At 64.1% G+C, this 24,078-nt stretch carries 15 protein-coding genes; 8 read left to right on the forward strand and 7 right to left on the reverse strand.

The window, feature by feature from the left end:
- Positions 1-155 precede the first annotated feature (155 nt).
- Together HWX08_RS11525 and cysC are read left to right on the forward strand one after the other, a co-directional pair.
- Complete coding sequence (locus HWX08_RS11525) at positions 156-989, forward strand: class II glutamine amidotransferase (protein WP_107312469.1); 834 nt, start codon at positions 156-158, stop codon at positions 987-989.
- A gap of 169 nt (positions 990-1,158) precedes the next feature.
- Positions 1,159-1,755, forward strand: coding sequence for an adenylyl-sulfate kinase (gene cysC, locus HWX08_RS11530; protein WP_174919615.1), 597 nt, complete (start codon positions 1,159-1,161; stop codon positions 1,753-1,755).
- Positions 1,756-1,895: 140 nt separating this feature from the next.
- On the opposite strand, the gene HWX08_RS11535 is transcribed toward cysC, so the two are convergent.
- The 7 genes from HWX08_RS11535 to HWX08_RS11565 all read right to left on the reverse strand — a co-directional run bounded on the left by HWX08_RS11535 (position 1,896) and on the right by HWX08_RS11565 (position 16,033).
- Positions 1,896-2,576: a GNAT family N-acetyltransferase gene (locus tag HWX08_RS11535; protein WP_174919617.1), complete on the reverse strand. Its 681-nt coding sequence runs from the start codon at positions 2,574-2,576 to the stop codon at positions 1,896-1,898.
- Complete coding sequence (locus HWX08_RS11540; protein WP_174919619.1) at positions 2,573-3,901, reverse strand: aminotransferase class I/II-fold pyridoxal phosphate-dependent enzyme; 1,329 nt, start codon at positions 3,899-3,901, stop codon at positions 2,573-2,575. Before HWX08_RS11540 ends, HWX08_RS11535 begins: the two co-directional genes overlap by 4 nt.
- Before the next feature lie 64 nt (positions 3,902-3,965).
- Positions 3,966-4,883, reverse strand: coding sequence for a UDP-3-O-acyl N-acetylglycosamine deacetylase (locus HWX08_RS11545; RefSeq protein WP_174919623.1), 918 nt, complete (start codon positions 4,881-4,883; stop codon positions 3,966-3,968).
- Positions 4,880-12,511 (reverse strand): type I polyketide synthase, encoded by a 7,632-nt coding sequence (locus tag HWX08_RS11550; protein WP_174919625.1) that lies wholly within the window; start codon positions 12,509-12,511, stop codon positions 4,880-4,882. Before HWX08_RS11550 ends, HWX08_RS11545 begins: the two co-directional genes overlap by 4 nt.
- Before the next feature lie 3 nt (positions 12,512-12,514).
- On the reverse strand, positions 12,515-14,047 hold the full coding sequence (locus HWX08_RS11555; protein WP_174919627.1) for an LTA synthase family protein: 1,533 nt from the start codon (positions 14,045-14,047) through the stop codon (positions 12,515-12,517).
- The gene (locus HWX08_RS11560) at positions 14,044-14,835 is read right to left on the reverse strand and encodes an SDR family NAD(P)-dependent oxidoreductase (protein WP_174919629.1); all 792 of its coding nucleotides are present in this window, start codon (positions 14,833-14,835) and stop codon (positions 14,044-14,046) included. Before HWX08_RS11560 ends, HWX08_RS11555 begins: the two co-directional genes overlap by 4 nt.
- A complete protein-coding gene (locus HWX08_RS11565; protein WP_174919637.1) occupies positions 14,828-16,033 on the reverse strand; it encodes a capsule biosynthesis protein in 1,206 nt (401 codons plus the stop codon). The genes HWX08_RS11560 and HWX08_RS11565 overlap by 8 nt, the downstream gene beginning before the upstream one ends.
- A 472-nt stretch (positions 16,034-16,505) precedes the next feature.
- Here HWX08_RS11565 and HWX08_RS11570 point away from each other — a divergent pair, with 472 nt between their 5' ends.
- The 6 genes from HWX08_RS11570 to HWX08_RS11595 all read left to right on the forward strand — a co-directional run bounded on the left by HWX08_RS11570 (position 16,506) and on the right by HWX08_RS11595 (position 24,063).
- Positions 16,506-17,600 (forward strand): KpsE/RkpR family capsule polysaccharide export protein, encoded by a 1,095-nt coding sequence (locus HWX08_RS11570; RefSeq protein WP_244122735.1) that lies wholly within the window; start codon positions 16,506-16,508, stop codon positions 17,598-17,600.
- A complete protein-coding gene (locus HWX08_RS11575; RefSeq protein WP_174919640.1) occupies positions 17,593-18,402 on the forward strand; it encodes an ABC transporter permease in 810 nt (269 codons plus the stop codon). Before HWX08_RS11570 ends, HWX08_RS11575 begins: the two co-directional genes overlap by 8 nt.
- Positions 18,399-19,052 (forward strand): ABC transporter ATP-binding protein, encoded by a 654-nt coding sequence (locus HWX08_RS11580; protein WP_059590821.1) that lies wholly within the window; start codon positions 18,399-18,401, stop codon positions 19,050-19,052. Before HWX08_RS11575 ends, HWX08_RS11580 begins: the two co-directional genes overlap by 4 nt.
- A 147-nt stretch (positions 19,053-19,199) precedes the next feature.
- A complete protein-coding gene (locus tag HWX08_RS11585; RefSeq protein ID WP_174919641.1) occupies positions 19,200-20,918 on the forward strand; it encodes a hypothetical protein in 1,719 nt (572 codons plus the stop codon).
- Between the two features lie 108 nt (positions 20,919-21,026).
- On the forward strand, positions 21,027-22,679 hold the full coding sequence (locus HWX08_RS11590; RefSeq protein WP_174919642.1) for a glycosyltransferase: 1,653 nt from the start codon (positions 21,027-21,029) through the stop codon (positions 22,677-22,679).
- Positions 22,680-22,695: 16 nt separating this feature from the next.
- A complete protein-coding gene (locus HWX08_RS11595) occupies positions 22,696-24,063 on the forward strand; it encodes a glycosyltransferase family 2 protein (RefSeq protein ID WP_174919643.1) in 1,368 nt (455 codons plus the stop codon).
- Positions 24,064-24,078: the final 15 nt, after the last annotated feature.

The raw sequence follows: 24,078 nt of genomic DNA on the forward strand, positions 1-24,078 counted from the left end.
GTCCGCCCGTGTCGCATCGCGCCTCCGGGCGGACCAGCGATGTATGACGATAGGTCGGCGTCCCTGGCCGAATGGCCAGCCGGGCCCGCCCCGGCGCGAATGCGCGACGAAGTCGGCTACCATGCTCCGAACGATCCATCGTGAAGGAGCGCTCCATGTGCCGCTGGCTCGCCTATACGGGTAACCCGATTCATCTCGAGACCGTCCTGTTCCGCGCGAAGCATTCGCTGATCGACCAGAGCCTGCATTCGGAGCTGGGCGCGACGACCACCAACGGCGACGGCTTCGGCATAGGCTGGTACGGGCACCCCGACGAACTCCCGTTCCGCTATCGCTCCGTGCATCCCGCATGGAACGACCGCAACCTGCGCGAAGCCGCGCGCGCGATCCGTTCGCGCATGTTCATCGCGCACATTCGCGCGGCCACCGACACGCCCGTACAGGAAACCAACTGCCACCCGTTCCGCCACGGCCGCTGGCTGTTCGCGCACAACGGGCTGATCCGCGACTTCCACAAGCTGCGCCGCGACCTCACGATGAAAGTCGATCCCGCGCTGTTCCCGACGCTCGAAGGCTCGACCGACTCCGAACTGATGTTCCGCCTCGCGCTGACCTACGGCCTCGAGCAGACGCCGCTGCCGGCGCTCGAGCGGATGGTCGGCGTGGTCGAGGAAACCGCCGCGCGGCATCGCGTGGCCGACGCGCTGAACATGACGATCTGCGCGACCGACGGCGACCGGATCATCGCGGTGCGCTATTCGAGCGAACGGCAATCGCGCTCGCTGTTCCACAGCACGTCGTTCAAGCACCTGCACGAGCTGTATCCGCACAACCCGCGCATCGCCGAAGCCGGCGACGACGCGTTCATGGTCGTGTCCGAGCCGCTCGTCGACTTGCGGGGCGCATGGGAGGAGGTACCGGAGGGGATGGCGATCGTCGCGCACGGCGCCGATGTCCAGCAGCGGCCGTTCAGCCCGCGGCACAAGTAGCGCATTGACACTGTTGACCGCATCGAGACGGCGGTACCAGACACACGATCACGAAGCAATTCGTTAAAAAAGGAAGGGATTACAAACTTTCCGTCGCGTTACAATCCGCCACAGGAGTAAACCGAACTCAAGAATGTAACTGCACGGTCGTCCGCACCTCACATCGGAAATGCCTCAAGACTTCAAGAATTTGTCACCCGCCACGCCGACGAACGGTCATCCCGCCAGTTCTGACGTGAAACAGGATCGAGCCTTCGTGGTGTGGCTGACCGGTATCTCCGGCGCAGGCAAATCGACGCTGGCGACTCTGCTGCAGGAACAACTCGATGCCCGCGGACTGCGCACGTATCTGCTGGATGCCGACCGCCTGCGCGAGGGGCTGAACCGCGATCTCGGATTCAGCGATGCCGATCGCCGGGAAAATATCCGACGCACCGCCGAAGTGGCCAGGCTGCTGGTGGATGCGGGATTCGTCGTCATCGCTGCGTTAATCTCGCCATTCCAGGAGGCGCGCGCCAAGGCGCGTGCGCGCTTTGCAACCGGTGCGTTCATCGAGGTCTTTGTCGACGCGGCACTCGAAGTCACAGAGGCTCGCGACCCGAAGGGACTCTACGCGTTGGCAAGACAAGGCGCGATTCGCCAATTTACCGGCATCGATTCCGCCTATGAACCACCGCAGTCCCCTGACGTTCACGTCCGAACGGCCGAGGCAAGCCCCTCGGAGTGTGTCGACACGATCATCCGGAAATTGCCGTTGGACGGCTGACGCCGTCGCGATCGAACGTCATCCGGCGCGCGTCTGTGCACTACTCGCGCGAACGGCACCACGTCCGCAGAGAATGCCAACGTACACCGACAGCCGTTCAGCCCGCGGCCCAAGTAGAGCGCCAGGCAGGATACGCGCCGTCAGGCGCCGCGCGACAACGACAACCGCATCCGGATCGAATCGAGTTCAGCGGGCAGCCGGCGCGAACGCGCGCGGGGCCGCGGCAGCGCGGTGAACCCGAGCCGCTCGTAAAGCGCACGGGCCCGCACGTTGCGGGTCAGCACGTCGAGCACGACATCGCGGCCGCCGTCGGCGGGCAACGCGCCGGTATCCAGCGCGTCGCGAAACAGCGCGCTGAAGATTCCCGTGCCGCGCTGCCGCTCGTCGGTGGCGCAATGCGCGACGAGAATCTGCGAACGCTTCGGCGCCGGAATTTCCGTTTCGAGGATCAGCCCGCGCAACAACTGGCCGATCGTGCGGCGCACGCCGAAGAAGCGCGCCAGCGCCCACGCGACATGCACGTCGTCGAACCACGTCTGCCGCCCGTCGTGAATCGCCATCACGGCGAGCACGGCGCCGTCGTCGGCGACCGCGACACGATGCCGGCGCCACGAGAAGCGCCCGTGACGCGACCGGAACACCTGCTGCAGGAAGGCGATGCACCGCGTGTCGCTTTCACCGAGAAAGAACCCGAATTCAGCCACGCCGGACGCGAACACGAGCGGCGCGCACGCCGCCGCGTCGCCGGCCGCGGCCGCACGAAACCGCACGCGCTCGTCGGCGCGCGGCGCCGCTTGCGCGAACGCACCGGCCGGCGTCACGCGCCGCGCCCCGCGAGCCGCGACAACACGGCAATCGTCCGGCTGATCTGCTCCGGCTCGTGCGTCGAGCAGATGAAGAAGCGCAGGCGCGCCGCTTTTTCCTCGACGGCCGGATAGAAGATCGGCTGCACGTTGATCCCTTCGTCGAACATCGCGTTGGCCCATTGCGCGGCCTTCAGCGAGCTGCCCGTGATCACCGGCACGACTGCGAACCCGGCGCTCGTCCCCGTATTCAGCCCGGCGGCGCGCGCTTCGGTCAGGAACTGTCGCCCGCGCGCCTGCAGTCGCGCGACACGCTCCGGCTCCGCCTGCAGGCGTTCGAGCGCGGCCAGCGACGCTTCGGCGAGCGCCGGCGCGAGCCCGACGCTGTACAGGAAGCCCGGCGCCAGGTGACGCAGCATGTCGACGAGCGGCTGGCAACCGGCGATGAAGCCGCCGCAGCCCGCCAGCGTCTTGCTCATCGTGCCCATCCACATGTCGACCTGGTCGGACGCGACGCCGCCATGCTCGCGGATGCCCCTGCCGGTCGCGCCGAGCACGCCGAGCGAATGCGCTTCGTCGACCAGCAGGAATGCGCCGTGACGCGTCTTCACGTCGACGAAGCGCTGCAGGTCGGGGAAATCGCCGTCCATGCTGTACAGCCCTTCGATCGCGATCAGCACGTGCCGGTATTCGCGGCGCACGCGCGACAGCAGTTCGTCGAGCGCCTGCCAGTCGTTGTGCGCGAAGCTCAGCCGCTTCGCGCCGCTCAGCTGCGCGCCCTGCACGATGCTGTTGTGCGCGAGCGCATCGTGGACGATCAGATCGCCGGGGCCGAACAGCGCGCCGATCACCGTCACGTTCGTCGCGTGGCCGCTCACGAACGCGACGCAGTCGTCGGTCTCGTAGAACGCGGCCAGCGCGCGCTCGAGGTCGCGCTGCACCGGACGCTCGCCCGCGACCATCCGGCTCGCGGAGGCCGACGTGCCGTAGCGGTCGATCGCGGCTTTCGCGCGCGAGGACACGGCCGGATCGCCGGCAAGACCGAGGTAGTTGTAGTTCGCGAAGTTCAGATACTCGCGGCCGCCGATCAGCGTCGTCGCACCGGCCACGCCGTCGTGCACGCGGAAAAACGGCGAGTCGACGCGCAGCTTCTCGCCCATCTCGCGCATGATCCGCACCTGCTGATACTGCGGCATCGATTCGAAGCGGCTGCGCGCCGATGCGCCCTGCGCGGCGGGCGTGCCGGGCACGCCCGGTGCCGCGGCCGCCTCGGTCGCGCGCCCCAGTTGCCGTTTCAGCGCTTTCGCCGCCAGTTGCTGGCGAAGATGCTCTCCCAGTGCCATTGCTTCCTTCGCTCTGTCTCGAAAAGACGCTATGTTACGCCGCGCGTCATGAAAACGCGTGGTGTCACGCGTCGGGAAACTCGGCCCACTCCCACGCGGTGGGTTCGGCCAGCAGCGCGTCCACCAGCCGGAAGTTCATCTCGTGGCTCGGCCGCAGCGCGCTCACGCGCGCCAGGAGCGGCGCGCCGGCCAGCGCGAGATCGCCGACCAGGTCGAGCACGCGGTGCCGGACGAACTCTTCCGGCAGCCGCATCCCGCCCAGCACGCGATTGCCGACGATGGACGCCGTACACGACGGCCGCGCACCGCGCAGGATCGGCACCCCGCGCAGATAGCCGGCGACGATCGCGGGCACCGCCCACTTCACGCGGCCATACGAGCGCGACGGCGCGATTTCGGTCGCAAACGCGGCCGGCGTCAGCGCGCCGTCCCAATGCATGTCGCCGAAGCCGCGCAGGTCGTTGCGCACGCTCAGTTCGTAACGCGGCGCCGGTTCGATCCGCATTTCGCGCCGCTGGTCGCCGTCGCCGTCGGTGACGACGACGGGCCGCAGCACCCGGATGAAACGTTTCGGCGCATCGAGCGCGACGCGCCCGCACGCGCGGATCGCGTCCACCCACGGCGCGGCACTGCCGTCGAGAATCGGCACTTCCTCGGCATCGATCTCGACGATCGCGTGATCGATCTCGCACGCGAGCAGCGACGCGAGCAGATGCTCGATCGTGCGAACGCCGACGCCGTCGGCATTGCGCAGCATCGTGCAGAGCGGCTGCGCACGGCGCAGCGCGGGATCGACCGGCAGCGTCGCGAGCGTGCGCCCCTGCGCGACGCGACGGAACGCAATGCCCGTCACGCCCTCTTCCGGACGCGCGGGCAGGATCCGCACGCTCACCCGGCGCCCCGTGTGCAGCCCGTGACCGTCGATCGTCAGCGGACCTGCCAGCGTGCCCTGCCGCGATGCCCAGCCGGACGGCGCGCTCATCGCGCGACCTCCAGCGTCGGCGACACCTGGCCCGCCACGGGCGCGTGCCGGCTATCGAGCATCGCGCGCGCTTCGCCGTCGATCGCGTGCTTCGCGGCGAGCGCCGCGACGGCCTCCTGCGCGGCATCCGTCGTGGAGCCGGCGTCCGCGTCGGCCGACGCGCCGATCGAATCGACGATACGTCCGGCCAGCGTCGTCACCGATGCGCCCTCGGCAATCGCCATCACCGACAGCTTGACCTCGAATGCTTCCTCGACCGCGAGGCCGAGTTCCATTCCCATCAGCGAATCCATCCCCATGTCGAGCACGGATTTGTCGAGCGCGATGCGATCGGGCGTCATGTGCAGGATCCGCGCGATCTGCGCCTGCAGCGTCCGGGCAACCAATGCGATCGCTTCGTCGCGCGGCAGCGCCAGCACTTCTTCCCGCAGTTGCGTGCCGCCGTCGCGCGCATCGCCGCCCTGCGCATGCGATTGCAGCAGCACATACCGGCGTGCCTTCGCGGCCGGCATCCCGCGCGCCACCGTGTGCCAGTCGAGCCGGACCACGGCTTCGCCTGCCGCACCGGCCATCAGCGCGCGTTCGAGCGCGACCATCGCTTCGTCGGACGTGATCGATGCGCCGCCGATCCGCGACTGCAACGCCTCGCGCGTATCCGCGTGACGCGCGAGGAAGCCGACGTCCTCGAGCGGCCCCCAGGCCATGAACGTGCCCGGCAGGCCCGCCGCGCGACGATGCTCGACGAGCGCCTCGAGGAAGCTGTTGGCCGCGACGTAGTTCGACTGCCCCGGATTGCCGAGATAGGTCGTCGCCGACGAATAGACCACGAACAGGTCGAGCGGCAACGCGCGCGTCGCGCGATGCAGGTTCCACGCGCCGGCCACCTTCGGGGCGAGCACCGCGGCCATGCGCGCATCGTCGAGATTGCGCACGAGGCCGTCGTCGATCGACATCGCGGAATGCAGCACGCCCTTCAATGGGCTGTCGCCCCGGACGATCGCATCGATCATCGCATCAACCGCCGCCGCGTCGGTCACATCGCACGACACGACCTCGACCGTGACACCGAGTGTCGCGCGCCAGCGCTCGACTTCCTCGCGTGCGGCAGCAGCGAGTTCGCCGGAGCGGCTCGCCAGCGTCAGCCGGCGGGCGCCGCGCTCGACCATCCAGCGCGCGCTCGCGAAGCCGAGCCCGCCCGTGCCGCCGACCACCAGGTACGTGCCGTGCGGATCGAGCGCGAGCGAACCCGCGCGCGTGACGCCGCGCGTCGGGGCCGGCGTGCCGGACGGATAGGTCACGAGCACCTTGCCGATCTGGCGCGCCTGCTGCATGTAGCGGAACGCGTCCTCCGCCCGTTCGGCGGGAAACGCGCGATACGGCAGCGGATGCAGCACGCCGGCTGCGAACAGCGCCATCACGTCGCCGAACAGGCGCGCGGTCAGCTCCGGGAGCGCCCCCATCAACTGGTCGGCGTCGATGCCGAAGTAGCTGATGTTGTTGCGGAACGGCCGCAGCCCGATATGGCTGTTTTCGTAGAAGTCGCGCTTGCCGAGCTCGAGGAAACGGCCGAACGGCCGCAGCGTATCGATGCTGCGCACCATCGCCTCGCCAGCGAGCGAATTCAGCACGATGTCGACGCCCTCGCCGCCCGTCATCGCGCGAATCTCGTCCGCGAACGCGAGGCTGCGCGAATCGAGCACGTGGTCCGCGCCGAGCAGGCGCACGAACTCGCGCTTCTCGTCGCTGCCGGCCGTCGCGAACACTTCCGCGCCGAAGTGGCGCGCGAGCTGGATCGCGGCGATTCCGACACCGCCCGCGCCGCCGTGCACGAGCACGCGCTCGCCGCGACGCAGCCGCGCGAGTTCGACGAGCGCGTAGTACGCGGTGAAGAACGTGGTCGGCACCGTCGCCGCTTCCTCGAACGACAGCCGCTCGGGTTTCTGCGCGATCGCCTGCGCGCGCGTCCTCACGCGCGTCGCGAACGACGCCGGCGCGAAGCCGAGAATCGCATCGCCCGGCGCGAATTCCGTCACGGCGTCGCCCACCCGGACGACGCGGCCCGACAGCTCCATGCCGATCGTCGCGCCCGCGAAGCCGGTCTCGACCGCTTCATCGGACAGCAGCCCCATCGCATACATCACGTCACGGAAATTAAGGCCGGTCGCAACGGGCTCGATCTCCACCTCGTCCGCGCCCAGCGCGCTTTCCGGCAACGCGAACCATTCGAGATTGCGCAACGAGCCCGGCGCATCGAACGCGAGCACGGCCGCACGCGCGATCGCACCGTCGTTGCGCGCCGCAGCCTGTGCGGCGGTCAGCATGCGCGGCACCTGCCGCCCGTGTGCGCCCAGAATGACTTCTTCCTCGACGGCAGCGCCGGTCAGCTCGCGAATCAATGCGTCGGGGAGGCTGTCCGCCGCGCGATCGACATCGATCAGGCGGCAGGCGAGTTCGGGGTGCTCGTTCGCCAGCACGCGGCCGAGGCCCCATAGCGTCGCCTGTTCCGGATGCGCATTCGCGCTCCCGGAGAACGGCGCGCCGCCGCGTGTGACGACGGTCAGCCGCATGGCCGCGTTCGGCTGTGCACCGAGCACACGCACGAGCGCCGCCAGCGCGATCACGCCGTTACGCTGCGCAGCCATCAGGTCGTCCCCCGTCGTCGATTCGACGAGCGGCGTTTCCGGCGCGCAGAACACGACATGCGCCGGCTGCCCGGCCGGCAACGACGCGATTGCATCGGCCGCGTGCGTGACGTCGACGATATCGGCCGGATAGCCCGCGCGCGCCAGCGCATCGGCCAGCTGCCCGCCGAAACCGCCGGCGGCGTCGGGTGCGTGCATCACGAGCCATTGCTCGCTGCGCGCCAGCGTATCGAGATCGTTCGATTCGTCGTCGCGTCGCGCGGCGATGGCGCTCGCGGGGTTGCGCGCGATGACGAGCGTCGGCGTGCCGTCCAGATCGAGCGACTGCTCGACGTGCCGTACGACGTCGACGTAGCCCGCGCGTTCGAGCGCCGACTCGAGCGCCGCCGGCGTCGGCGGCACAGCCGCATCGGCTTCAGCCGACGCAGCCTGCGCGCCCGATACGATGTCGGAGAAGCGCCCGCGCCGCGATTCGGCCAGCAGCAACAAGCCGCCCGGCGCCAGCCACGACCGCATCGCATTCAGTGCGTCGGCCACGTCGCGATGGCCGCTCAACGCGCGGTTCGCGACGATCAGGTCGTACGGGCCGGCGTCGTCGGCCGCCAGCGACAGCCGCTCGCCCGACTGCAGCGCGACCGTGCGCACCGCCGCTTCCGCATCCGTGTCGAACCCGGCCAGCTGGCCGGCCGTCGCGGCGATCGTGTGATCGCAGCGCGCGGCCGCGAGATGCATGCCGAGCGTCTGCAGCACGTCGCCGTCCGTCGCGCCCAGTTCGAGCACGCGCAACCGGCGTGCCGGCTGCCATTCGTCGACGGCCTGCTCGACGCTTGCGCCCAGCAACGCGTGCACGTGCTGCCACGTCGGCGATGCGGCAAGAAGTTGTTCGACGAGACTGTGCCCGGTCGGCGACAGCAGGCGCGCGCCGTCCTTCTCCCCGCTCAGCACGTCGGGCAACGCCGCGCCGCAGTGCGCGAGCAACGTCAGCTCCGCCACGTGCCCCGGCGATTCGGCCAGCAGCCCGCGCCACAGCTCGTCGAGCGGCGGCAGCGCCGCACATGCCGCGTCGTCGCGCACGAGCAGCGCGCCATCGCGATGCGCGAGACCGTCCTCGACCAGCATGTCGGCAAGACGCGCGGCCAGCGCGTCGCGCCCGGCCGCCGGCTGCCACGTGCCGGAGAAAGCGCCGAGCGCGTCGAACGCGCGAAGCGCGTAGAGGCTCGCCAGCACGTCGAGCAGCGGCAGGATTTCGGTCAGATGCTGCGTCCGGCGGCCGTCGTGCCCGGCCGCATCGAGCCGCGCAACCGCCTGCGCGAGCAGCACGTCGGGCGCCGGCAAACCGGCTGCGTCGACGTCGCCCGGCAGCGGCATTTCTTCAAGGTGGTAGACGAAACGCGCGGGCGGGCTCTGCCGGCGGCCGACGAGATCGACGCGCCGGAACCGGCAGCCGCCGAGCCGCGCGACGATCGCGCCCCGCGCGTCGAGGAATTCGAAATGCGCAACGATCGAATGCGGGCTGTGCCTGTCGATCCGCACGCGCACCCGCTCGACCGTGTCGCCGCGCAGATAGTCCACCCGGCCGATCTGCACCGGCACGTAGGCCGGATGCTCGCCTTCGCGCGCGTGCGCCGCCAGCAACGCGAACAGCGGATGAAACCCGCTGTCCATCAGCGCCGGATGCAGCAGATAGGCGGACATCGCCTGCGCGTCGCCGCACGCGGCCGGCGCGGCGACGTCGGCCAGCGCCTCGCCGTCGCCCGCGGCGACCCGCACGGTGCGGACCCAGCGGAACGCCGGCCCGTAGCCGAGGCCGATGGCCGCCGTGTTCGCGTACAGCGTGTCGCCGTCGGCGGCGGGCAGCGCGAGCAGACGGGCGAGCGCGTCGGCCGGCACGACGCTCGCGTCGCCGAGCGTGTTGCCGCTTTCCAGCATCCGCCCCGTCACGTTCAGCGTCCACGCGCTGTCGGACATCCGGTCGCGCGTCTCGATCGTGAAGGTCGCGGTGCGCGGCTCGATCACGAGCCGGAACAGTTTCGCCTGCTGCGGCTGGAATACCACCGGCGTGCGGATCTCGACGTCTTCGAGCGCCGCATCCGGCGTATCGAAGAAGGTGCGTGCCGCCGCGAGCGCCATTTCCACGTACCCGGCCCCCGGGAACGCGACGCCGCCGTCGACCACGTGATCGGCCAGCATCGGCAGCTTCGCCGGATCGAGCTGGTTTTCCCAAGCGAACGCGTGCTCATGCAGGCGATAGCCGAGCAGCGGATGCGCGCGGCGGCGATTGACGAGGCCGTAGCCTTCGACGGTCGGCGTCAGCCAGAAGCGCTCGCGCTGCCACGGATAGGACGGCAATGCGGCACGCGATGCGCCCGGCGCGAAGCGCTCGGGATCGACGCTCGCACCATGCGCGATCGCCGCGAGAATCGCCTGCCGCAGCATCGCCGCGCTGCCGTGATCGCGCTTGAGCGTCGGCAGCGCCACGCCGTTCACGCCGGCTGCCGAGCATGCCTGCTTCACATAGCTGCGCAGGATCGAATGCGGCGAGACCTCGACGAACAGCCGGACGCCCTGCTCGATCAGATGCGCGATGCCGTCGCCGAAGCGCACCGGTTCGCGAATGTTGCGCCACCAGTAGCGGGCATCGAGCTCGGTGCCGGCCAGCGCGCCGCCGGTCACCGTCGACACGAACGTGCCGTTGCCCGGCTGCGGCCGCAGGCTCGCCAGTTCGGCCAGCACGACCGGCTCGATGCGGTTCATGTGGCTGCTGTGGAACGCGTAGTCGAGATCCAGCATCTGGAAGAACTTGCCGCTGCCGCGCAGCGCGGCCTCCAGCGCCTGCAGCCCTTGCAGCTCACCCGCGAGCGTCACCGCATCGGGGCTGTTGATGCCCGCGATCTCGACGCGCCGCGCCAGCCCGTGGCGCGCGATCAGTTCGCGCGCCGCTGCATCGCCGATGCCGACGGCCGCCATCCGGCCGCTGCCGCGCGTCATCGCCTGCGCGCGGCTGCGGATCTTGATCACGCGAACCGCGTCGGCGAGCGACAGCGCGCCCGTCACCCACGCCGCGGCGATCTCGCCGACGCTGTGGCCGATGGCCGCGTCGTAACGCATCCCGCGCGCGTCGATCACGCGAACCATGCCGACCTGGATCGCGAACAGCAGCGGCTGCGCGTTCTCCGTCGCGGCCAGCCATTCCGCGCCCGCGCCGGCCAGCCATTCCGCGCCCGGGCCGCCGCGCATCACGTCGACGAGCGACGGGCTGCCGTCGGCACACCACAGCGCGTCGACCTCGTCGAGCGCCGCGCGGAAGACTGCATTCTCCGCATAAAGCTCGTTGCCCATCCCGACCCACTGGCAGCCGTTGCCCGAGAAGACGAGCGCGGTGCGCACCGCGTCGGACGGGGCTTGGCCGGTCGCCACGCACGCCGGCAGCCCTTCCGACGCCGGCTGGGCCAGCGCCGCCAGCGCCGCGCACCCTTCGGCCACGTCAGCCGGCGCGACGATCGCGCGATGCTCGAGCCATTGGCGACGACGCGCGGCCGCGGCGGCCAGCGCCTGCCAGTCGCCGCCGTTCTCGAGTGCAGCCAGATAGCGGCCCGCGAGCGCGCCGAGCACGTTCGCGCTGCGCGCGGTCAGGACGAGCGGAGACAGTTGGGCGGGAGCCGGCTCGGGCGCGGCCTTCGGCGCCACGTTTGCAGCCGGCGCCTCCGTCAGCACGACGTGGGCGTTCGTCCCGCCGAAGCCGAACGAGTTGACACCGACCGTCAGCGGCGCGTCGCCCGCGTCGAGCGGCATGTAGCGATCGACGACGCGCAAACGCCCGCCGTCGAAATCGATCCCGGGATTGGGCGTGACGAAGTGCAGCGAGCGCGGTACCGCGCGATGCTTCAGGCACAGCACGGCCTTCAGCAGCCCGGCCATGCCGGATGCCGTCTCGAGATGGCCGATGTTGGTCTTCACCGAACCGATGAGCAGAGGACGATCCGCCGGGCGTTCGCCCGACACGACGTCGATCAGCGCCCGCGCCTCGATCGGATCGCCGACCGCGGTGCCGGTGCCGTGCGCCTCGAGATACGCGAGCGACTGCGGGTCGATGCCCGCGCGCGCGTACACGCTGCGCAGCAGCGACGCCTGCGCGGCCGCGCCCGGCACGCTGATGCCGCCGGGCGAATGGCCGACCGAGTTCACGCCGGAGCCGGCGATCACTGCATGGATCGTGTCGCCGTCGGCGAGCGCGCGATCGAGCGGCTTGAGCAGCACGAACGCGCCGCCTTCCGAGCGGACATAGCCGTCGCCGGTCGCATCGAACGCACGGCAACGGCCGCGCGGCGACAGCATCGACGCCTTGGAGAAGCTGACGAAACCGAACGGGTGCAGCAACAGGTTGACGCCGCCGGCGAGCGCCACGTCGGCTTCGCCGGACTGCAGCGCCTTGACGGCCTGATGGAGCGCGACGAGCGACGACGAGCACGCGGTGTCGACGGACATGCTCGGGCCGCGCAGGTCGAACAGGTAGGACACGCGGTTCGACGCGATGCTCAGCGTATTGCCGGTCGCCGAATACGGATCGATCACGTTCAGATCGTCCATGTTGCGGTTGCCGTAGTCGGTGCCCGCGACGCCGACATAGACGCCGCAATTGCTGCCGCGCATGTCGGCCGGACGTACGCCTGCGTCCTCGAAGGCTTCCCATGCGAGTTCGAGCAAGAGGCGCTGCTGGGGGTCCATCTGGGCCGCTTCGCGCGGAGAAATGCCGAAGAACGCGGCGTCGAAGCCGGCGACGTTGTCGAGCACGCCGGCCGAGAACGTGTAGCTCTTGCCCGGTTCGCGCTTGGACGGGTGCTGGTAGAAATCGGTGCCGAAGCGGTCCGGCGGGATTTCGGTGACTGCGTCGCGTTCGTCGCGCAGCAGTTGCCAGAAGTCGCCGAGATTGTTCGCGCTCCCGGGAAACCGACACGCCACCCCAATTATTGCAATCTTACTGTTCATCTTTTATGTCGCTTTCTCGGACGCGCACGGCTGCTCCGTGCGATTTCCGTCATCTTGTACCACATGCAAAAGTACCGACCCGAGTTCTTCGGCCGCCAAATTCCGGCATTCGGGAGTGTCTGTGCCGTAATTTCGCCAAATGAAGTAGTCGCTGGTTTGCGGAATAACGCCCAGCTTTTCGAAGACATGAGGCAGTGCGGGGACGTGGTCGCCGTAGAAGCAAACGACGGTTTCACGATCGCTGGTGCGCAAATAATCGAGCAAGCGCCCGATCATTGCGTCTGCATTTTCAATGTGCCGCAGGTATGCAGTCAGGTCACGCCAGGAGGCGTCTTCGCCAAGAGTATGCCGCGAAGTCGATTCCCCTGGCAAAACCCGCTCGAGGTGCAGCGGGCCATGGTTTTCCATCGTCATGGCGAAGAGGAACTGTGGGCGGCCACGGTCCGCCGCACTTAGCTTCGAAACGATTGCGTCGGAAACAGCCACATCCGCCACATACGGACCGGCACGCGATGCGGAAGCAAAATGACCGATATCGAGGAAATGGGCAAAGCCGAGCAGCGGAAATACCCGGTTACGTCCGAAGAAATCCGCGTAATATGGGTGAATTGCAGTTGTATCGTAGCCGCTACATCCCAGCCAGGATGCGAGTGACGCGATTCGACGCCTGACAAATGCGTACGGATAAAAGCGTGCATAGCCAAGCGCGAAGGTTTCCGTGCCGGTCAGCACGGCAAATTCCGTACGCATGGTGTTCGCGCCCCAGGCGGGAACGCTCATCTCGCCGTGCCAGACAGCCTCGCGACGCGCGTCGTCGAAGTGCCCGTAGAGCCCGGACGCGATCGTGTCACCAAGCCGGCGCGCATCGAAGAACGATTCACTCTGGATCACGATCACGTCAGGGCGGCGCCGCGGCTCGCCAATGGCGAACGGTCCGGCCGCCACCACTTCAAGCAACCGCCGAAATGTCGTGGGACGCAGGCCATTGAGCAAATAGGCTACAAACACTGCAAAGAAACCATGGCGCCCTTGGTCGACGTTCGGATCAAGCGTGAGCGGCAGGCGAGCGGCGACGGATACGGCGAGCGCGAATGGCAATACCACCGCAAGCCAGGTCATTGCGGGAGAACCTAAAGACACGGACCGCTCGACGACGAAGCCCGCGATCACCAGTACGATGCCGGCTCCAATCGCGGCGAGTTTGCCCACGCTCAGGAACGGCAGGTAGAGCCGGGGGTGCGAAAACAATTGGCTGAAGAGACTGAGATCGGTAAATACGAACGGCTCACGCAACGACTCGTATTTGGCATTGCTGACTGCAGCGACAAGACCGACGAGCGCGAGCGTCGCGCAGGCCGAAAAAAGCGGCCGTGACGTGACGGCGACCAGCAGGTCAAATAAGAAGAGTACCGAAAGAATGTGAAGTGCAGACGACAGCAACGGTCGTCGAATCGGTGCCCGCGGAATGGCGACCGCATCGAACGCGAACGAGAACGCAACAGTGGCTGCGAGCCCCCATGTATGGCTCCCACTCAATTGACCCGGCCCTTCGACGGCAGATACGACAAGCGGCCAAGAATCGCATCGGCCAGCGCGGCGGGTAAAAACGACAGCAGGCGCATGCCGAGCGCGAGCAAGCCCGGGAACGCGATCTCGCTGCTCCCCGCATCGAGCCGGCGACGAATGTAGGTCGCAGCACGTTCGGCACTCCACAGAAACGGCCTGTCGCCGGGGAACGCGTCACTCATCGCCGTCTTCACGAAGCCGGGAAGGATCACCGTAACGCCCACCCCGCGGCGAGCCAGCAGCGGTCTTACCGAGTCTCCATAGGCCTTGATGGCAGATTTGCTCGCGCAATAGGCAGGCGAGATCGCCATGCCGCGCAGCGCGGCGAGCGAGCTGACCATTGCAACGCGACCATACCTGCGCGAACACATCCGCTCAATGACAGGCAGGACCGTGTTGAGCATGCCGTACAGATTGGTATCGATAACGTGCGCGATGCGCTCCCCCCCCTCCCAATCCGAGGCCGATGCGATCGTGCTGGCGACACCGGCATTCGCGATCAACAGGTCGATCGGATGCCGGGCGTCGAAATCGTCGAGCCACGCAGCCATGGCCGTCGCCTCACGCACGTCGATGACGCCTGTTTCAACCGTAGCACCGCGCGCACGGCAGATCGCAGCGGTCGCATCAATCCGCTCGCGATCGCGACCGATAAGGCCGAGCACGGCCCCAGGCCGTGCGTAGGCGTATGCAATAGCTTGACCGAGGCCGGCACTGGCTCCGGTAACCACGATATGCGCCGGCCCTTGATTACGCATGTGCCCGATCCAGCCGGTCGACCGATCCCTTTACCGCCATCTCGATGCCGGTCCGCGTGTAAAAATCGCCGTTGATCTGCGTGTAATGCATGATGTAGTCTAGGAACGCTTGATAAAGATCCATGTCCGGCTCGCTCCCTTGCCCCCAGAAGCCATCCAGCGTTCCCTGCCAGGTCAACCCGGGGATTGAGTAGATTGCGTCGCCCAGCGTAATCAGCGGCCGCCGATGATGTAGGGCCGACAAGCCCACTGTGCTGTTCACCACGACGACGCCCCTAGCATGATCGAGAAGCGTCGGCAAATGCCCGGCGTCGATAAAGCGAACTCGTTCGGCCACGCACAACTCGTGAGCCAGCCTTTCGGTATAGCGCCTGTATTCGATCAATCCCGTGTCAAGCGGGTGATTCTTAATTACCAGCAATGAATCCGGCGGAGAATATGCCGCAAACGATTGCACCACACGATCGATTGCGTCACGGACCCCGTCAAATGGGGAATGGACAATAATTTGCGCGTCCGAATTCAATTGCAGCGGGAAAAGATAAAAATCCTGCTCTTTCGCCAGAAGTTCTGCTGTCACACGCTCGGCCTCGCCCTGGTGAAGCCTTTGCAGTAGCGCCCGCGACGCCAGCCCAGCGTATTCAAACAGGCCGTTCTTCGGCCGGTGACTCCGATAATGCGGGAACCGGGCGCTAAGGAACGCATTGGCTGCACGGTAGCGGATGTCATGAAACGCGCGCTCATACAGGTTATACCCCGTTGGGCGGCCGACCCCGGCGGAGGGCGTCGCGCCGCGCGCCGCGTAGTAGACAGCCGGATCCTTCGGCAACGACGACCGGCCATTCACGCCGCCGCGCTCAAGCGTCAGCCAATGAGGACGGACGTATCCTTCCTCGAACACATGGACCCGGAGGCCGTTCGCCTCGGCGATCGGATGGACAGGACGATGAATTTCCCTACAATCGCCAAACATGACGATGTCAGTAAAATTGCCCGATTTTACGATGTGGTCATACCATTCCAGCAAATGCTCGACCGGATCCGAGTAGTTCCAGCTTCCCTTCGAATCCGAATAAATCAGATCCCCGCCACAAAAATTGACCCTACGAACCCAGTGTCCGCGCTCACGCAGCGCGGCAGCCAGCCTGCCAAAAAATGGGGAAGCCGTACCCTGCAGGACAAGAAAGGAGCGTTGCATGTGAAAGCATCAAGGCTGCACGAACCAGACGAAGGACCCCCCACGGCTAGGTCAGCAGCAGTTTTTTAATAAGCAGACCGGTGCTCCAGAACCGGCGAAGAATACAGTACCTTTGTGAAAATATAAACATCCGCGATTTCGCAACATGCGCGTTGCCACAGCGAGAGATAGCGCGAGTCACTCCACGTAGCTATAATCGGCGGCTCGTTTTAAAAAACCTACTGCGTTCGCCGCCTCGCACACGCGAAAGTCACGGGCGGCGCATGCCAGATGCGGCGGGCAACGCCTCCGACGTTTGCCGGCCGAGATGGGATGCACCGCCGCATCGGTCGCTGCGATTCCCTGCCCCGCTCGTCGGAATTCGCAAGCCCGTTGCTACGGGACGGGAAAAATATTTAGTCTGGGAATTGCGTTGGAAACCACATCTAGCAACGAAACGACCGTACCACCCAACAACGGCAAGAAGCCCTTGATGGAGCGCATCAAGGGAATCAACCGTCTCTTCGCGTTCACAGTGATCGTCCCAACCGCGATCGCGGTCGCGTACTTCGGTCTCATCGCATCCGACGTTTACGTCTCGGAATCGCGCTTCGTTGTTCGCAGCCCACAGCGGCAAATGCAAACGAGCGTCGTGGGCGCATTGCTGCAAGGCTCCGGCTTCTCGCGCGCGCAGGACGACACCTACGCGGTGGTCGACTATATCCAGTCCCGCGATGCACTACGTGAGTTGAACAAGGCCGACTATATTGCCAACGCGTATGGTGACCACGGCGACTTCGTCAGCAGGTTCTCGAAGTCGTTCGACAACAGCTTTGAAGCCCTGCTGAAATACTATCGCAAGCATGTCGTCTCGGTCGACTTCGACTCAGCATCCGCCATCACGACCCTTCAGATCCGCGCCTACACTGCGCAGGATGCCGAAAGGATCAACGAATCGCTGCTGGAGCTGAGTGAAGGCCTCGTAAATCGCATGAACGATCGTGCCGCGAACGATACCGTGCGATTCGCGCAGAAGCAGGTCGACCAGGCAACCGAAAAGGCCAAGGATGCAGCTGCAGCTCTAGCCTCATATCGGAACACGCACACGGTTTTCGATCCCGACAAGCAATCCGCCTTGGAGCTGCAGCAAGTCAGCAGTCTGCAATCGCAGTTGCTGGCGGCACAGAGCCAACTAATCCAGTTGCAGTCCACCGCGCCGGCAAACCCGCAGGTCGCGACGCTAAAAACCAATATTTCGACGCTTCAGCGTCAAATCGAGGCGGCCACCAGCGGTGTCGCCGGCCGAACCGGCTCGCTGTCGGACAAGGCTGCTCAATACGCACGCCTGCAGCTGGAATCGCAGTTTGCGGACAAGCAGCTAGCTTCCGCGATGACAGGTATGGAAAACGCGCGCGCCGAATTGCAGCGCAAGCAACTCTATCTCGAACGGCTCGTCGAGCCCAACACCCCAGACATCGCAATCGAACCGCGACGCCTAAAATCGATTTTTGAAACTTTCGCGTTGAGCATGATCGTCTGGGGCATCTTGAGCCTGTTGCTGGCCGGCGTCCGAGAGCACTATGACTAATCGGCAAGCCGTGCATCACGACACGCCCTTCTTTCGTTCGTTGCGCATTCAGATCCGCGTCGTCGGCGCGCTGCTGATGCGTGAAATCATCACGCGCTACGGTCGCCACAACGTTGGCTTCCTGTGGATCATGTGCGAACCGATGATGTTCACGCTGGGCGTCACAGCCCTATGGACAGTCACCAAGGCGACTCACGGCTCGACGTTGCCGATCACGGCATTTGCCGTCACCGGCTATTCGACAGTGCTGCTATGGCGCAATTGCGCAGGCCGCTGCTCGCTTGCGATCCAGCCCAATCAAAGCCTGCTCTACCATCGCAACGTCAGGGTAATCGATCTTCTGATGGCACGCCTGGTGCTGGAGATATCCGGCGCAACGATGTCGTTTTTCGTACTGAGCGTGCTCTTCATCGGGATCGGCATGATGGCGCCGCCGCACAACATCGCCCTGATCCTCGGCGGATGGATTCATATCGCGACCCTCGCTTGCGGCCTCGGATTTACGCTTGGCGCACTAAGCGAGCGCAGCGAAACCGTCGAGCGAGTCTGGCACACGATCGCCTACCTGCTGTTTCCATTGTCGGGCGCGGTATTCATGGTGGATTGGATGCCTCAGTATGCGCAGAAATTCGTTTTGCTTCTGCCAATGGTGCACGGCGTAGAAATGATCCGATCCGGTTATTTCGGCCCTCTCGTCAAAGCACATTACGACATCGGTTATATGGTGACCTTCGACCTGGTTCTTCTACTCATCGGTCTGTGCCTCGTCCGGGAGGCCAGCAAGCACGTGGAGCCGGAATGATTGCTCTCAAAGGCCTGAGCAAGGCTTACCACACTCGGACCGGCCGACGCACGGTACTCGACGACATTTCACTGACCGTAAACAAGGGCGAACGTGTCGGCATTCTCGGACGGAACGGTGCAGGGAAATCGACGTTGATCCGGATGATCAGCGGCGCAGAACCTCCGACGGCCGGGCGCATTACGCGTGACATGAGTGTCTCCTGGCCACTTGCCTTCGGCGGCGCCTTCCAGGGAAGCCTGACAGGAATGGATAACCTGCGCTTCGTATGTCGGGTGTATGGTGCGGATGCGAAGCGCGCGGAGCCGTTCGTGCAGGAATTTTCGGAGTTAGGCAGCTACCTTCGAGAACCAGTTAAGACGTATTCTTCCGGCATGCGGGCACGTTTGGCGTTCGCAATTTCGATGGCAATTGAATTTGATTGCTTCCTGATCGATGAGATTATCGCGGTTGGTGACAGCCGCTTTCACGCGAAATGCCATCACGAGCTTTTCGAAAAACGACGGGATCGAGCGCTCATTATTGTCAGCCATGATGTCGCATATGTTCGACAGCATTGCGACCGCGCAGCCGTGCTGGTGCAGGGAAAGCTTCACAATTTCGCGGACGTCGGCCAAGCTTACGATTTTTATCAGGCAAGCACCGCTTGACTCCACATCGCCATGCAAAGCGGGTTATTTGTCTGATGTAAAGATATTCCGGAAAATCGGGCCGGAACTCGATCGGCCGTCCAACTCAACTGGTCGATTATCAACAGAATCGAGCGAAGCGACGCGCGTGGGCGCAAAGGTATTTGAGTGGCAACTTACCGTCAAAAACTGATCGTCGTTCTTGCGATGCATCGCAGCGGCTCAAGTGCAATCACCAATATGCTCCCGGTACTGGGCGTGCAGCTCGGTGACGCATTACTTCCTGGCATTGAAGGAAACAACGCAAAAGGGTTCTTCGAAGACAGCGACCTCAATGCGCTCAACATCGCCATGCTCGATGCCGTGGAAAATGACTGGCATCATCTGACGTCGCTCGAAGAAATCGATTTCGACACGTTGCGCCATAAGGGCTTTTTCGGACAAGCAGTCGACCTGCTGCAAAAGAAAATCCGCGATGCGGATGTATTCGGATTCAAGGATCCGCGGGTGTCCAAATTGCTCCCTTTCTGGCAACAGGTCTTCGCGCATTGCCAAGTCGAGACGCATTATCTAATTACCTTGCGCAATCCGGTGAGCGTCGCTCGTTCACTCAAGGAACGCAACGGCTTCATCCCCGGAAAAAGTTACCTCCTGTGGCTTCAGCACGTCCTGCCGGGACTCGTTCATACCAACGGCGCATCCAGATGCATCGTAGATTACGACGCCTTTCTCGAAGCGCCTCAGCCCTACATCGACTTGTGCGCAACTCGATTTGGCCTGAAGATCGACCCGCAACGGCTGGCAGCGTACGAAACCGAGTTTCTGGACCTTTCGCTACGGCACACGGTTTTCTCGAGCACTGACTTCGATCTCGAACCAATGTGTCAGACCATGGTCCGGGATGCCTACACGGCACTCAGGGCATGCGCACTCCAGAAGCACGATCTGGATGATCCCGAATTGCGGCAGCGATGCATCGAGTGGAGTGACGCTCTCGCGGGCATGCAGCCTACCCTTCGGTTGATCGACGCGCTATCGGCCCAGGTCGATCTCTATTACCAGACTGCGATGCAGCACGGCGGGGAGTTCGTTCGCCAAAGGGATCAGTGCCGCACACTCGAAGAGAAAATTCTGGAGCTGGAACGGCAGTCCAAGGCAGACGCGCATACTGCAACGCTTCGAATCGACGCATTGTCACAGGCGCTCCAGTTGAGCGAAGCTGCTGTAAGCCGCGTCACTGCCGAGCATGCCGCAAGCGAATTGACGTGGAACCAGGAAGCGCTGGTTCGCGAAACCACTCACAATCAGTTGGTACGCACGCTTGAAGCGGAATCTTTCCGTGAGCGAGAATCATTGATCGCAGCGATCAAAACCGCGCAGCAAAATCTCAGTAGTCTGGTCGCCGAGAAACACGGCTCCGCCGAAGCTGACGCGCGTCGAGAACTTCAATGGCAACAAACGCTCAACGAACAACGCGATGGACATCGCCAGCAATTGACCTCTCTTCAGGAAAGATCAGAAGCCGCCCTGTCTGCGGCCCTACTGAAGACCCAGACTCTCACCGACCAGTTAGACGAATTGCAAGCAGCGCTGCGCGGCTCCGACGACAAGCGCATCGCACGTGAAGCGCAGTTTCACGATGAAGTGAAAGCGCTTCAAGCGGATATTGAAGCAGCCCGACGTGAACTGCAGACTCGCGATCGACAGCATCAGGCCGAAGCAACGGAATACAAGGCGCAGTGGAGCGCAACCGAGACCCGGGTACACATGCTCGAACGGGACCTGCAAGCAACTCGCGACGAGCTAGAGCGGATCAAGGCAAGCGCCTCATGGAAACTCACTTCGACCTTACGACGAATAGGACGCTGGATCATCCCCGCCAGATAGCGAGGCAGGATGAATTTACCGACTGGCAGGCGGCGGGAGAGCGCCAAGATTCCCTGTCACACCACCGAAGCAGAATACATCGCAAGAAAAATTGAGGTAGGTTTACCAATGACTGTCACTTCCCCCCCTTATTCGCACAAGGTTCCTCCGGCTACATTGGACGATCTGCTCGGTCTGGACGACGAAGCATTCGTTCTTGCTGCATATCGGACAGTATTGGGCAGGGAAGCCGATCAGGAGGGCCATGCATATTATCTGCGCCGTATCCGCAACGGGATCGGCAAGCTTCAAATTCTCGGACAGCTGAGAAATTCGAAGGAAGCCCGCGCACGCTCGATCGATATGAGTGGACTGGACCGCGCCATTCGTGCGACCAAGCTGAAGCGATTTTTCAGCTTCACGGCACCGTGGACGCGACGCCACAAGGATCAGGACCGGAAGCTGAATGATCTGGAGAACTCGCTGCATGCGCTCGCGCGCGTCGCGGCGTCGACCAACGAGCAAGTCTCGAGCCTGCACGCGTCGCTGACCCGGCTCCCTCATGCCCTCGGCGAAAATCACCAGCCCGTCATGCGTGGGCCGGCAAGCACCGATACACCGCTCATTTCCGTCATCACGCCGCTCTACAAGACGTCGATCTATTATCTGGAACGGTTGGCGACGTCACTCTGGGCCGTACAGGACTCGATCGAATGGGTCGTCGTCAACGACTCCCCAGGGGTACCCCATGTCGAATCGTTCATCGACAGGATGCAATCGTGCTTCCCAAACATCAAATATGTCAGGCACGACGTCAATCAGGGAATCTTTACCTCCTATACCAGCGGCATCAACGCCGCCAGCACGCCGTACGTCGCCATTCTCGACCATGACGACGAGGTGGACCTCGCGCCGATCGTCGCGCACCTGAACGAGGTCGGGGAGCGTCACGACCTCATCTATACCGACGAAGTGCGATTCGGGCAGGAGGTCAATGTCCACTTTGCCAAGCCGACATTCGATCCGCTGAGTTCGATGCATTACTTCTACATGCATCACATCACGCTGTTCCGCACGGCGATTTGCAAGGAACTGATCGGGAAGGAAACCGATGCCGTCAAAAAATATCGCAGCTGCTTCGACATCTGGCTGTCGCTCGGTTACATCCGGCATTTCGGCTCGCAACCGATTTCCAGCAAATACATGCCCTATCCCAGCTACGGCTGGCGGGTTCACGACGACAGTACGGCCAAGAGTCTGGGCCAGAAGCCGCTTGCTGACGGTGAACGGATAGAGATCGCCAAGGGCCTCTACCGCGAGCTGGATCCGCTGGCGAACATCGAGCTCGACGATGAAGCACGCTACCTCGTTCGATACCGGTATCCCACTGCGTCGGCGCAGGACCGAAAGCAACTGGCAAAGCTGATTTGCTCGCGCTTCGACGTCTATACCCACCGCATGACCGCCATTTCGGAACATCAGATGGGCCGGGGAGACCACCCGCTGCTTGGAGCGTTGTCCAACGTCCCGCTGGCTTACCTCGACGACTTCATCACCGGAAAATGCCTCGTCGTGCCGCGACACAAGCTTCCTCGCGACAGCCGGATCCACGACAACGTCTCGCGTCACCTGAACAACGTTCCGGTGCTGGAAACGATCGACGACAGACTCAGCCCTGCTGATTTCGCCAAGCTGACGGCGCAAAACATCGGCATCCTGAGCTCCAAGCGAGCACCGAAAATGAACAAGAGCCGCACGGCATCACATCTGCTGGTCGTTTGATGGAAGCACGCTACAAATGAACAAGAACAGTTCCAATCCGACAGTCAGCATCCTCTTGCCGGTCTACAACGGACAGGCCTACCTGCAGGAGATGCTGGATTCCATTGCATCGCAGAACCTGACCGATTTCGAACTGATCGTCGTCGACGACGGGTCGACCGATGGAAGCTGGGATCTTCTGACGTCGTGGATGAGCGGTCACGCCCTCTCCGTTCGGCGTTTGCGCAAGCCGGTCAACCTGGGCGTATGCGCCGCACTCGTTGACGCATCGCGGCTCGCACGTGGACGCTATATCGCGCAGATCGGCCAGGACGACGTCTGGTCGCCGGATCACCTGTCGGCGCTTTGCGCCGCGCTCGACAACAATCCGGACGCGAGCGCAGCCTTTGCCGGCGTCACCTATATCGATGCGCAAAGCAAGCCGATGGCCGCTACCGTGTTCAATCACAGCCGCATCGACGAAGATGGTCATGAGATGCTGCTCGCCAAACTGACGGCCGGGAATTTCCTCTGCGCACCCGCGTCGATGTTCCGCCGCGAGTTTTTCAACATCTCGTACTGGGGCGCGTCGAACGAGCGCCTGCAGGATTACGAGCTGTGGCTCAATTTGCTGCTGCACGGCCGTTTCGTGTTCACCAGGCAGATCACGTGCTCGTACCGGTTGCACAACAACAATCTGAGCTCGGGCTCACAGATGCGGCTGCAGAGCGAGTACGAGTTGCTCATGACGCTGATGCGGGTACTGATGAGCAGTCGTTTCGAGCACTTCTATGCAGGCCTGAACAACGATTCGGAACGGCGTATCGAGTTCGTCCGAGCGCTCGACCACAGCCTGACGATGGTCACGGCTTACTGCTCCGGCATCGCCATGCTGCACGCGGCGGTCCTTGAATGCATCAGCATGTGGGAAACGGAGCGTCTGCAGGAAGTCAACGCGATGCGGATCAAGACCGTCCGCGCGCTCGGCCTGCTGCGCAAGGCGCTTGCGTTGAGAAAGCTCAGTTCGGCCCATCTGCTGCGAGACAACAGCGGCGTACCGTATCTCGTTCCGGCTCATGACGCACTGTCGCCCCTCGTCACGGCACTGATCGAAGAAGGCTGCTTCCAGGACGGCGCGCATATTGACTTCTCGTCCGTCGATTTGCCCTACCTGTATGCATGTTCGGAAACTCAGCTCGAACAATTGAAGTCCTATGATTCATTCCTGTCTGCGACTCGCCAGCATCGAGTCGTGGTTTTCGACGCGGAAAAGACCGGCGACCATCCGTGCGGATTCGGCATTGCAGCCGATCAGCACCTGGATCATGGTCTGATGGACAAATTGTTCAAGTTCATGGAAGAGAGGCATCGGTCGTTCTATCAAGCACGTCCGATGATTGGGTGAAGCGTTGTGAGCGCA

The sequence above is a fragment of the Burkholderia metallica genome, assembly GCF_902832845.1.
Taxonomy (GTDB): domain Bacteria; phylum Pseudomonadota; class Gammaproteobacteria; order Burkholderiales; family Burkholderiaceae; genus Burkholderia; species Burkholderia metallica.

Coding starts and splice junctions, on each gene's coding strand:
- HWX08_RS11590 (WP_174919642.1), top strand. CDS start 21,027: ATGACTGTCACTTCCCCCCCTTATTCGCACAAGGTTCCTCCGGCTACA.
- HWX08_RS11540 (WP_174919619.1), bottom strand. CDS start 3,901: ATGGCACTGGGAGAGCATCTTCGCCAGCAACTGGCGGCGAAAGCGCTG.
- HWX08_RS11545 (WP_174919623.1), bottom strand. CDS start 4,883: ATGAGCGCGCCGTCCGGCTGGGCATCGCGGCAGGGCACGCTGGCAGGT.
- HWX08_RS11575 (WP_174919640.1), top strand. CDS start 17,593: ATGACTAATCGGCAAGCCGTGCATCACGACACGCCCTTCTTTCGTTCG.
- HWX08_RS11565 (WP_174919637.1), bottom strand. CDS start 16,033: ATGCAACGCTCCTTTCTTGTCCTGCAGGGTACGGCTTCCCCATTTTTT.
- cysC (WP_174919615.1), top strand. CDS start 1,159: ATGCCTCAAGACTTCAAGAATTTGTCACCCGCCACGCCGACGAACGGT.
- HWX08_RS11560 (WP_174919629.1), bottom strand. CDS start 14,835: ATGCGTAATCAAGGGCCGGCGCATATCGTGGTTACCGGAGCCAGTGCC.
- HWX08_RS11550 (WP_174919625.1), bottom strand. CDS start 12,511: ATGAACAGTAAGATTGCAATAATTGGGGTGGCGTGTCGGTTTCCCGGG.
- HWX08_RS11580 (WP_059590821.1), top strand. CDS start 18,399: ATGATTGCTCTCAAAGGCCTGAGCAAGGCTTACCACACTCGGACCGGC.
- HWX08_RS11595 (WP_174919643.1), top strand. CDS start 22,696: ATGAACAAGAACAGTTCCAATCCGACAGTCAGCATCCTCTTGCCGGTC.
- HWX08_RS11525 (WP_107312469.1), top strand. CDS start 156: ATGTGCCGCTGGCTCGCCTATACGGGTAACCCGATTCATCTCGAGACC.
- HWX08_RS11570 (WP_244122735.1), top strand. CDS start 16,506: ATGGAGCGCATCAAGGGAATCAACCGTCTCTTCGCGTTCACAGTGATC.